Origin of the sequence: Streptomyces sp. NPDC060209 (assembly GCF_042728155.1) — a bacterium.
Taxonomy (GTDB): Bacteria; Actinomycetota; Actinomycetes; order Streptomycetales; family Streptomycetaceae; genus Streptomyces.
On sequence record NZ_JBHWZS010000292.1, the window covers coordinates 1 to 10,911 of the forward strand.

Genomic DNA, 10,911 nt, shown 5'->3' on the forward strand with positions numbered 1-10,911 from the left:
CGTACGGCCTGAAGACCGAGGCCGTACGTGCCGGCCCAGTCGGCAGCCTCCGGGGAGGCAGCGGGAATGCGCATCTCCCTGACCGAGGACGAGGACAGCACCCGCTCATCGCCCTGCGCCAGGAAGGCAGCGAAGCGAAGAAGATCGGTGGTGGTCGACCAGAGCTGACCGGCCGGAGCCATCAGCCCGAGATCTTCAGCCGGCTCGGGCAGCATGACGTCGGCCCACGGGTGGACGGCCCAGCCTCCCGCATGCGGGGTATGCGCATGCGGAGTCGTACGGTCCATCCCCAGAGGTTCCAGAATCTCGCGGCGCAGCACGTCGGCCCAGGGCTCACCGCGCAGCCTCTCGACGAGTGAGCCGAGCAGTGTGTAACCCGGGTTCGAGTAGTGGTGTCCGTGGCCGGACGGGTGGATCAACGGCCTTTCGCCGAGCACATCCGCCAGCTCCGGACGCGTGGCACCCGGCGTCCTCTCCCACCAGGGGGCCGGCGTCTCGGCCCCCAGACCCCCGCTGTGGCCGAGCAGCTGGAACACCGTCACCTGTCCGACACCCGTGCCCGGCAGGTGCTTCTCCAGGGGATCGTCCAGATCCAGCAGGCCCTCGTCGCGCAGGCGCATCACCAGCACAGCCGTGAACGTCTTGGTGATGGAACCGATCCTGAACTGCGTATCTCCATCGGGTTCATGGCCGTCCACACAACTGCGCGCGCCACTCCAGGCGATCTGCCCGTCCCGTTGCACCGCAGCGACGAGGGATGGGGCCCGGCCTTCGGATTGCGCGGTCGCAACACGATGGAGCAGGGCACGCCGGGTACTGGGGAGCAGAACTTCAGAAGAGGTCATGCCCAAGGATGACCCGCGCGCCGTCGCCTGACGAACGGTTTCACGCCGACGCACCCAGCGCGATCTGTAGCTGCGGCTGCCGCGAATGAGCAAGGCCCGGCAGTCGCTGGAGAGCCAGTCGTACCAGTGGTCCCCGTTGAGCTGCTGCTGTGAAGCGTTCATGTCCTGCGGGCGGAACGCGAGGTCCCACCCGTCGAGGTATTCGCGCACGGCGTCCATGAGGCGGGCCGTACGGTGCCCCCCTCGACACGCCGACGGGGGGCACAACTTCGCGGCTCCACCTGAGCGAGTGAAGGTTTCGCCCTGTGCCTCAGGTCTGGGCCATGTCCACGAAGCGGGAGTAGTGGCCCTGGAACGCCACGGTGATCGTCGCCGTCGGGCCGTTACGGTGCTTGGCCACGATCAGGTCCGCCTCGCCCGCACGCGGTGACTCCTTCTCGTACGCGTCCTCGCGGTGCAGCAGGATCACCATGTCGGCGTCCTGCTCGATGGAGCCGGATTCACGCAGGTCGGAGACCATCGGCTTCTTGTCCGTGCGCTGTTCGGGTCCACGGTTCAGCTGGGAGAGGGCGATGACCGGCAGCTCCAGCTCCTTGGCCAGGAGCTTGAGATTTCGGGACATGTCCGAGACCTCCTGCTGCCGGCTCTCGGCCCGCTTGGCCCCGCCGGACTGCATCAGCTGCAGGTAGTCGATGACCACGAGCTTGAGCTCGTTGCGCTGCTTGAGACGACGGCATTTCGCCCGGATCTCCATCATGGACAGGTTCGGCGAGTCGTCGATGTAGAGCGGAGCGGCCGACACATCCGGCATCCGTCTGGCCAGTCTCGTCCAGTCCTCGTCGGTCATGGTGCCGGAGCGCATGTGGTGGAGCGCCACGCGGGCCTCGGCCGACAGAAGACGCATCGCGATCTCGTTGCGCCCCATTTCCAGAGAGAAGATCACACTGGGCAGATTGCTCTTGATCGAGCACGCGCGGGCGAAGTCCAGGGCGAGAGTGGACTTACCCATGGCGGGGCGGGCGGCGATGACGATCATCTGGCCGGGGTGCAGGCCGTTGGTCAGGGCGTCGAGGTCGGTGAACCCGGTCGGTACACCGGTCATCTCACCGCTGCGGGACCCGATGGCCTCGATCTCGTCGAGAGCCCCCTCCATGATGTCGCCGAGCGGCAGGTAGTCCTCGCTGGTGCGCTGCTCCGTGACGGCGTAGATCTCGGCCTGCGCGGAGTTGACGATCTCGTCGACGTCACCGTCGGCCGCGTATCCCATCTGCGTGATCTTCGTGCCGGCCTCGACGAGGCGCCGAAGCACTGCCCGCTCGTGGACGATCTCCGCGTAGTACGAAGCGTTGGCCGCGGTCGGCACCGACTGGACCAGCGTGTGCAGATACGGGGCACCGCCGACCTTGGTGATCTCGCCGCGCTTGACCAGCTCGGCCGCCACCGTGATCGGGTCGGCCGGCTCGCCCTTGGCGTAGAGGTCGAGGATCGCCGTATAGACGGTCTCGTGGGCCGGACGGTAGAAGTCATGGCCCTTGATGATCTCCACGACGTCCGCGATGGCGTCCTTGGAGAGCAGCATGCCGCCGAGCACCGACTGCTCGGCGTCGAGGTCCTGCGGAGGCACCCGCTCGAAGCTGGACGACCCGCCGTCCCAGCCGCTCTCCCGGCCCCGCTCGTGCTGCTCGTCGCGCCCCTTGCCCTCTCCGCGGCGCTGACGGGACACGGGCAGACGGTCACTGGGACCGACATCGGCCCAGGGATCGTCCAAAGGCTCGGGAATGCTCACCGGGCCACCTCCTCCCGTCCGCTTCGCGGACCTAGCCGTGCCACTCTTTCTTACGGCACGGCACCGACAAACAAGACGCCCGACTCCGGTTCCGGCGCGTCAAGTTCTGCGGATTTCCAAGCCGGAACGGAGTGCGGGCGCGGCACCACGGTAGGCCTGTCCGCACCGTCAGCCAATCTGGTTATCCACAGGGCATGTGGACGACGGACCAGATGCTGTGGAGAACCCCACGGATCCTGTGCACGGACCGGGGGACAGCACTGTGGACAAACTCATAGAGGGCGACCCAGGACGCCCCTGACCTGGTGTTTCTCAATCCACCGGCTGTGGGGGAGAAAAACTTTTGCCCTCAGCTCAAGATCACCGGAAACGACCTCTCAGCGGAGCCGGAAACCCGCACAGAGTAAGGGACTAAAGCACTTTGCATCTCTTACCTGTGGAAGATTAGATTGGCCTTCATGACCCAGGCGCCCACGGCCCAGCCGCCCTCCCGCCGTCGGCACGACCGCGAGATCATCGCACTCGCCGTCCCGGCCTTCGGCGCGCTGGTTGCCGAGCCGCTCTTCGTCATGGTCGACAGTGCCATCGTCGGCCATCTCGGCACGCCCCAGCTGGCCGGCTTGGCGGTCGCCGCGGCCCTGTTGACGACCGCGGTGAGCATCTTCGTCTTCCTCGCTTATGCCACCACGGCCGCAGTCGCCCGCCAGGTCGGGGCAGGAGATCTGGCCTCAGCCATCCGCCAGGGAATGGACGGCATCTGGCTCGCACTGCTTATCGGTGCCGCTGTCATCGCCGTGACACTTCCCCTGGCACCGTGGCTGGTCGAAATCTTCGGGGCGTCCGACACTGCGACCCCCTATGCCACCACATATCTGCGGATCTCCAGCCTTGGCATCCCTGCGATGCTTGTGGTGCTGGCGGCGACGGGAGTATTGCGCGGGCTGCAGGACACCCGAACGCCGCTCTATGTCGCCATCGGTGGGTTCGCGGCCAACGGCGCCCTCAATGCCGGGCTCGTCTACGGTGCCGGGCTGGGTATCGCAGGCTCCGCCTGGGGGACGGTCATCGCCCAGGTGGGCATGGCGCTCGCGTACCTGATCGTCGTGGTCCGCGGGGCTCGTAGGCACCGGGCATCCCTGCGCCCCGATGCCGCGGGGATCCGGGCCAGCGCCCAGGCAGGCGTGCCGCTGCTGGTCCGCACCCTTTCGCTGAGGGCGGTCCTGATGATCGCCACCGCCGTAGCCGCCCGCCTCGGCGACACAGATATCGCCGCGCACCAGATCATCCTGTCGCTCTGGAGCCTCACAGCCTTCGCGCTCGACGCGATCGCCATCGCGGGCCAGGCCATCATCGGACGCTATCTGGGGGCGAACGACCCCAAGGGTGCCCGAGAGGCATGCCGGCGGATGGTTCAGTGGGGAATCGCCTCCGGGGTGGTCCTCGGGGCAGTGATCGTGCTCGCCAGGCCGCTCTTCGTCCCGCTGTTCACGGGCGACGAATCCGTGCAGGACACTCTGGTGCCGGCCCTACTGGTCGTAGCGCTCTCCCAGCCGATCTCCGGTGTGGTCTTCATTCTCGACGGAGTACTGATGGGCGCAGGGGACGGCCGCTATCTCGCCTGGGCCATGGTCCTGACCCTGGCCGTCTTCGCCCCGGTCGCTCTCCTCGTCCCCAGCTTCGGTGGAGGACTCACCGCACTTTGGGGGGCGATGGCTCTGATGATGGCCGTCCGGCTGGTGACGCTGGGGATCCGCACCCGGTCCGGCCGTTGGGTCGTCACCGGAGCCACGCGCTGAATCGTCCAACCCAGCAGCGACCGGCTTGCCCGGTTTCACGTGAAACGACGAAGGGCCGCACCCGTGGGGTGCGGCCCTTCACCTAGCTCTGCTGAGCTGTGCCCTTAGGCAGCAACGACCTCGATACCGAGCTTCGCGGCAACCTCGGGGTGCAGACGGACAGACACCTGGTGTCCGCCGAGCGTCTTGATCGGCGAGCCGAGCTCGACGCGACGCTTGTCGACGTCCGGACCACCGGCAGACTTGATCGCCGAGGCGATGTCGGCCGGGGTGACGGAACCGAAAAGGCGGCCGGCGTCGCCGGAGCGAACAGCCAGACGGACCTTCACGGTCTCGAGCTTGGCCTTGATCTCGTTGGCCTGCTCGATCGTCGCGATCTCGTGGATCTTGCGGGCGCGGCGGATCTGCGCCACGTCCTTCTCGCCACCCTTGGTCCAGCGAATGGCGAAGCCACGCGGAACCAGGTAGTTACGGGCGTACCCGTCCTTGACGTCCACGACGTCGCCGGCGGCACCGAGGCCAGTGACCTCGTGGGTGAGGATGATCTTCATGATTCGGTCACCCTTCCCTTATCGCGCGGTGGACGTGTAGGGCAGCAGCGCCATCTCACGGCTGTTCTTGACTGCCGTGGCGACGTCACGCTGGTGCTGAGTGCAGTTGCCGGTGACGCGGCGGGCACGGATCTTGCCGCGGTCGGAAATGAACTTCCGCAGCATGTTCGTGTCCTTGTAGTCCACGTACTGGGTCTTGTCCTTGCAGAACGCGCAGACCTTCTTCTTAGGCTTGCGCACAGGCGGCTTCGCCATGGTGTTTCTCCTGTGTGATCAAGAAGTGGGGGTACGAGCAGCCCTAGAAGGGAGGCTCGTCCGAGTAGCCGCCGCCGGAAGAGCCGGAGGAGCCGCCGGAGCCGCCGGAGCTTCCGCCCCAGCCACCCCCGCCGCCCTGCTGGCCCCCGCCCTGCTGGCCGCCGGCCGGAGCGTTGGTGGCCCACGGGTCGTCGGCGGGAGCACCGCCGCCACCGGGACCGCCGCCCCAGTTGCCGCCGCCCTGCTGGCCACCGCCGTATCCACCCTGGCCGCCGCCCTGGCCACCGCGACCCGTGGTCTTGGTGACCTTGGCCGTGGCGCTCTTCAGGCTGGGGCCGACTTCCTCGACGTCCAGCTCGTAGACCGTGCGCTTTACGCCCTCGCGGTCCTCGTAGGACCGCTGCTTCAGCCGGCCCTGCACGACAACGCGCATGCCTCGCTGGAGCGACTCCGCGACGTTCTCCGCCGCCTGACGCCAGACCGAGCAGGTGAGGAACAGGCCTTCGCCGTCCTTCCACTCATTGGTCTGCCGGTCGAAGATGCGGGGAGTGGACGCGACACGGAACTTCGCGACCGCCGCACCGGACGGGGTGAAGCGCAGCTCGGGGTCGTCGACGAGATTGCCGACGACCGTGATGACGGTCTCGCCTGCCATGGGTGAACCTCTCGGCGGGGATTGCTTCTGGCTGCTTGCTACTCGAACCCGATGACCGCTGAGCTAGATGCTCAGTGGGTCTCGGGACGGAGGACCTTGGTCCGGAGGACCGACTCGTTCAGGTTCATCTGTCGGTCGAGCTCCTTGACGACTGCAGGCTCGGCCTGCAGGTCGATGACCGAGTAGATGCCCTCAGGCTTCTTCTTGATCTCGTAAGAGAGACGACGACGGCCCCAGGTGTCGACCTTCTCAACCTTTCCGTCGCCCTCACGGACGACGGAGAGGAAGTTCTCGATCAGCGGGGAGACTGCTCGCTCCTCGAGATCGGGGTCGAGGATGACCATCACCTCGTAGTGACGCATGTGGAACCCACCTCCTTTGGACTCAGCGGCCACGGTCGTTCCGTGGCAGGAGGGTCGTGATGCGTAAGCAACAGTGTCTCCGAGTAAAACAGCCGCCACTGACAACGCCCGTCTTCGAGAGTCGAGGGGAGCTGCAGTGCTGGCTCAAGGCAGACACCGGTGCAGACCGTACAGACTACCCGCAGACCGGCTTCCGGTTGAAATCCGGTGTTCAGGGCGCACAATCAAGACAGATGCGGTGTGAGAGGCGCTACATTGCACCGCCCTTCCCGCCAGGAGGTGCTCCATGGCACAGACAGTCCGACCTGCCGGCAGTCGGCCCGCTCCCCGCCGGACGGCCAAGGCCCATCCGGCCACCGGATCCCTCTTCGCCACGGACGGCAGGCCGCATCCGCTCCAGGAAGCGCTGATGGTGGTGACCGGGGTCCTCGGCGTCCTCGCGTTCGTGACGGCGATGTTCCACAGCCTGCACCTGATCAGCTCGTGGGCCGGGTTGATCGGCGTTCTGACCGGTGCCTACGGGCAGTACATCTCCAAGACCACCTGGGAGCGATTCGGTCTGATCATGGGGATCGGCGCGTCCGCCGTCGGCTTCTATCTCGGCATGGCGCACGGCGGCCTCTTCGGCGGCGTCGTCACCTGACCGGCAGAGCCGCGGCCGGCGAGGCCGACCGCCCCACGCAGTGCACAGCCAGGCGATCCCGCGCGGGTGGTGCCCGGTCCGGCCCGGACGGGCCAGGCCGGGCGCCCCTCGGTCACAGTAGGCTTCGGCGCGAGAGCCGGAGCCCCTGACCGATGGGGACACACCTGCCGAGGAGCGCCCCGCATGAGCCTGACCCTGAGGACCATCAGCCGAGAACAGCATCTGGCTTACATCCAGAATCTGCCCTCGGCCAGTCACTGCCAGGTCCCGGCGTGGGCTGATGTGAAAACCGAATGGCGCTCGGAGAACCTGGGATGGTTCGACAAGAACGGTGAGATGGTCGGCGCCGGGCTGGTGCTGTACCGCCAACTGCCCAAGATCAAGCGCTATCTCGCGTACCTCCCGGAGGGGCCGGTCATCAACTGGTACGCCCCCAATCTGGACGACTGGCTCCAGCCGATGCTCGCCCACCTGAAGCAGCAGGGTGCCTTCTCGGTGAAGATGGGCCCTCCCGTGGTCATCCGCCGCTGGGACTCGGCCGCCATCAAGTCGGGAATCCAGGATCCCGACGTGAAGCGGCTGCGTGACGTCGAGGCCAGCCACATCGAGCCGCGCGCCTTCGAGGTCTCGGACCGGCTGCGGAAGATGGGCTGGCAGCAGGGCGAGGACGGCGGCGCCGGCTTCGGTGACGTGCAGCCCCGCTATGTCTTCCAGGTCCCGCTGGCCAACCGCTCCCTCGAGGACGTGCTCAAGGGCTTCAACCAGCTCTGGCGGCGCAACATCAAGAAGGCCGACAAGGCCGGCGTCGAGGTGGTCCAGGGCGGCTACGAGGACCTCGCCGAATGGCAGCGGCTGTACGAGATCACCGCTGTGCGCGACCACTTCCGGCCGCGCCCGCTCTCGTACTTCCAGCGCATGTGGTCGGTGCTCAACTCCGAGGACCCCAACCGCATGCGGTTGTACTTCGCACGGCACAACGGCGTGAACCTGTCGGCTGCCACGATGCTCGTCGTCGGCGGGCACGTCTGGTACTCCTACGGCGCCTCGGACAACATCGGGCGCGAGGTCCGTCCCTCCAACGCCATGCAGTGGCGGATGCTCCGCGACTCGTATGCGATGGGCGCGACCGTCTACGACCTTCGCGGTATCAGCGACTCGCTGGACGAGACCGACCACCTCTTCGGCCTGATCCAGTTCAAGGTGGGCACCGGCGGCGAAGCCGTCGAATACGTCGGTGAATGGGACTTCCCCCTCAACAAGCTGCTGCACAAGGCACTCGATATGTACATGTCCCGTCGCTGACCGCATCCCGACCCCCGTCCATCAGTTCCTGTTCTCTCTCACTTACACCGCAGCCACCAGAAAGGTTCCGGGCCGTCCATGGCGCTCTCCCTCTACGTCGACACCGCGCGCTGGCGGGCGCACCAGAAGTCCGTGCTGGACCAGTTCCCCGGCCTCGTCCCCGTCTGCAAGGGCAACGGATACGGCTTCGGACACGAGCGGCTGGCCGACGAGGCGATCCGCTTCGGGTCCGACACGCTGGCCGTCGGGACCACGTACGAGGCCGCGCGCATCAAGGACTGGTTCAGCGGCGACCTGCTGGTGCTCACGCCCTTCCGCCGGGGCGAGGAGCCGGTACCGCTGCCCGACCGTGTCATCCGCTCCGTCTCCTCCGTGGACGGTGTGCACGCCCTGGTGGGCGCGCGCGTGGTCATCGAGTGCATGAGCTCGATGAAGCGCCACGGTGTGAAGGAGGAGGAGCTCGGCCAGCTGCACTCCGCCATCGAGGACGTGCGCCTCGAAGGTTTCGCGTTGCACCTGCCGCTCGACCGCACGGACGGCTCGGACGCGGTCGAGGAGGTCATCACCTGGATGGACCGGCTGCGCGCAGCCCGGCTGCCCCTGCACACGATGTTCGTCAGCCATCTGCGGGCCGAGGAACTGGCGCGGCTGCAGCAGCAGTTCCCGCAGACCCGCTTCCGCGCGCGCATCGGCACACGGCTCTGGCTCGGCGACCACGAGGCGACGGAGTACCGCGGCGCGGTGCTCGACGTCACCCGTGTCGTCAAGGGGGACCGTTTCGGCTATCGCCAGCAGAAGGCCGCATCCGACGGTTGGCTGGTGGTCGTCGCCGGAGGGACCTCCCACGGTGTCGGCCTGGAGGCGCCGAAGGCCCTGCACGGAGTGATGCCGCGCGCCAAGGGAGTCGCTCGCGCCGGGCTGGCCACGGTCAACCGCAACCTTTCGCCGTTCGTCTGGGCCGGCAAGCAGCGCTGGTTCGCCGAGCCGCCTCACATGCAGGTGTCGATCCTCTTCGTGCCCTCGGACGCCCAGGAGCCGAAGGTCGGCGACGAACTGGTGGCCCACCTGCGCCACACCACCACCCAGTTCGACCGCCTCGTGGACCGGTAGGCCCGGCCTCCCTCAGTCGGAGGCCGCTCTGCCCGCAGTGCCCCACTCCACCCGCGGTCCTTCGACCGCGGGTGCCGCGTGCCGGGACGGGTGCGGGTGCACCTGCAGGAGTGCCGTACGGTCCGGCGCACCGTCCAGCACCCCGCCCGACGGATCGTCGGACCCGTCGTGCCGCACGGGGTCCCGTTCCGGCCTCAGGATGTCCCTGACGATCACGGCGCACAGGTAGAGCGTTCCCAGCAGATGCAGGGCGATCGCGACCTGATAGCCGTCCTGCGGCAGCCCCTGGTGCTTGTCTCCGCTCGTCGTGTACGCGAGGTAGAACCAGATCCCCAGGAAGTACATGACCTCGCACGCCTGCCAGACGAGGAAGTCCCGCCAGCGGGGCCTTGCCAGCGCTGCCAGAGGGATCAGCCAGAGCACGTACTGCGGTGAGTAGACCTTGTTCGTCAGGATGAATGCGGCCACCACGAGAAACGCCAGCTGGGCGAAGCGGGGCCGGTGCCGGGCGGTCAGTGCCAGCCCGGCGATGCCCGCGCACAGCACGATCATCAGCAGCACCGAGGCCGTGTTGACCGTGCCCACGTCGATGGACCGGCCGGTGCGCTGGGTGATGATCAGCCAGAACGATCCGTAGTCGATCTGCCTTTCCTGGCTGAACGTGTAGAACTTCTTCCACCCCTCCGGGGCGTACGCCATCACCGGAAGGTTCACCAGCAGCCAGGTCGCCGCCGCCCCGAAGAGCGCCGCCCCGTACTCCCGCCACTTCCCGGCCCGCCAGCACAGCACCAGCAGGGGTCCGAGGAGCAGCACGGGGTAGAGCTTGGCGGCGGTCGCGAGGCCGATGAAGATGCCGAAGGAGAGGTTCCTGCCCCGGGACCACATGAGCATCGCCGCGGCTGTCAGCGCGACGGCGAGCAGATCCCAGTTGATCGTCGCGGTGAGCGCCAGTGCCGGGGCGAGGGCGACCAGAAGGCCGTCCCACGGGCGGCGCCGGTGCGTACGGGCGACACACACCGCGATGATCACGGCGCAGACCAGCAGCATGCCCGCGTTGACCATCCAGTACATCTGCTCGCGCTGCTGCACGGGGTCCGAGGACGGGGTCAGCGTGAGCCAGGACGCGACCTGCATGAAGAGGCCGGTCAGGACGGGGTACTCGAGGTAGGCCATGTCGCCGCTGAGGCGGTCGAAGTACGGCACGAGGCCGTCGGCGAAGCCCCGCCCGACGTAGAGGTGCGGGATGTCGGAGTAGCACGCGTGCGTGTACTGCGAACTGGTGCCGCGGAACCACGCCCAGTCGTAGCAGGGGATCTTCTGCACCATGCCGAGCGCGAACATCCCGATCGCCACGAGCGCGATGACGCGCAGCGGTGTGAGCGGTCCCGATCCGAACCGTGCCCAGCGGCCCGCAGGCCCGCCGATCAGCTCACTGCCCGCTGCGGCGATCTCGTCCTGTCGTGTGGGCGGTACGACGGACGGCTCCTGGTGCACGCTCGTGTCTTCTGCGCTTGGCATGCCGCACATCCTGCCGTACGGCGCTGTGTACGGGCGTGGCACGCGTCCGGGACACACGAAGGGCCGTCGACACCTGGAAGGTGTCGAC

The 10,911-nt window shown here is 67.4% G+C and carries 11 protein-coding genes; 4 read left to right on the top strand and 7 right to left on the bottom strand.

Annotated elements, in window-relative coordinates:
* Positions 1 to 845: serine hydrolase domain-containing protein (locus tag ACFWFI_RS35130; RefSeq protein ID WP_387398396.1), on the bottom strand; the 845-nt coding region annotated here is incomplete at its 3' end.
* A 310-nt stretch (positions 846 to 1,155) separates the two neighbouring features.
* Complete coding sequence (gene dnaB / locus ACFWFI_RS35135; RefSeq protein WP_387398399.1) at positions 1,156 to 2,613, bottom strand: replicative DNA helicase; 1,458 nt, start codon at positions 2,611 to 2,613, stop codon at positions 1,156 to 1,158.
* Between the two features lie 476 nt (positions 2,614 to 3,089).
* Between dnaB and ACFWFI_RS35140 the strand changes: the two genes are divergently transcribed.
* On the top strand, positions 3,090 to 4,427 hold the full coding sequence (locus tag ACFWFI_RS35140; RefSeq protein WP_387398383.1) for an MATE family efflux transporter: 1,338 nt from the start codon (positions 3,090 to 3,092) through the stop codon (positions 4,425 to 4,427).
* 104 nt (positions 4,428 to 4,531) lie between these two features.
* Here the strand turns inward: ACFWFI_RS35140 and rplI are convergent, their stop codons facing one another.
* From rplI to rpsF, 4 genes are all read right to left on the bottom strand, one after another.
* The gene (gene rplI / locus ACFWFI_RS35145; RefSeq protein ID WP_387398385.1) at positions 4,532 to 4,978 is read right to left on the bottom strand and encodes a 50S ribosomal protein L9; all 447 of its coding nucleotides are present in this window, start codon (positions 4,976 to 4,978) and stop codon (positions 4,532 to 4,534) included.
* A gap of 18 nt (positions 4,979 to 4,996) precedes the next feature.
* Positions 4,997 to 5,233, bottom strand: coding sequence for a 30S ribosomal protein S18 (rpsR, locus tag ACFWFI_RS35150; protein WP_003967857.1), 237 nt, complete (start codon positions 5,231 to 5,233; stop codon positions 4,997 to 4,999).
* A 43-nt stretch (positions 5,234 to 5,276) separates the two neighbouring features.
* Positions 5,277 to 5,888, bottom strand: a complete 612-nt coding sequence (locus ACFWFI_RS35155) for a single-stranded DNA-binding protein (protein ID WP_387398387.1) — start codon at positions 5,886 to 5,888, stop codon at positions 5,277 to 5,279.
* Positions 5,889 to 5,959: 71 nt separating this feature from the next.
* Positions 5,960 to 6,250: a 30S ribosomal protein S6 gene (gene rpsF, locus ACFWFI_RS35160; protein ID WP_104787430.1), complete on the bottom strand. Its 291-nt coding sequence runs from the start codon at positions 6,248 to 6,250 to the stop codon at positions 5,960 to 5,962.
* A 286-nt stretch (positions 6,251 to 6,536) separates the two neighbouring features.
* Between rpsF and ACFWFI_RS35165 the strand changes: the two genes are divergently transcribed.
* The 3 genes from ACFWFI_RS35165 (at position 6,537) to ACFWFI_RS35175 (ending at position 9,305) form a co-directional block, all read left to right on the top strand.
* Positions 6,537 to 6,893: a hypothetical protein gene (locus ACFWFI_RS35165; RefSeq protein WP_387398390.1), complete on the top strand. Its 357-nt coding sequence runs from the start codon at positions 6,537 to 6,539 to the stop codon at positions 6,891 to 6,893.
* A gap of 183 nt (positions 6,894 to 7,076) precedes the next feature.
* Complete coding sequence (locus tag ACFWFI_RS35170) at positions 7,077 to 8,195, top strand: lipid II:glycine glycyltransferase FemX (protein WP_031090357.1); 1,119 nt, start codon at positions 7,077 to 7,079, stop codon at positions 8,193 to 8,195.
* A 78-nt stretch (positions 8,196 to 8,273) separates the two neighbouring features.
* A complete protein-coding gene (locus ACFWFI_RS35175) occupies positions 8,274 to 9,305 on the top strand; it encodes an alanine racemase (RefSeq protein ID WP_387398392.1) in 1,032 nt (343 codons plus the stop codon).
* 12 nt (positions 9,306 to 9,317) lie between these two features.
* Here ACFWFI_RS35175 and ACFWFI_RS35180 read toward each other — a convergent pair whose 3' ends face one another.
* Positions 9,318 to 10,823 (bottom strand): glycosyltransferase family 87 protein, encoded by a 1,506-nt coding sequence (locus tag ACFWFI_RS35180; protein ID WP_387398394.1) that lies wholly within the window; start codon positions 10,821 to 10,823, stop codon positions 9,318 to 9,320.
* Positions 10,824 to 10,911: the final 88 nt, after the last annotated feature.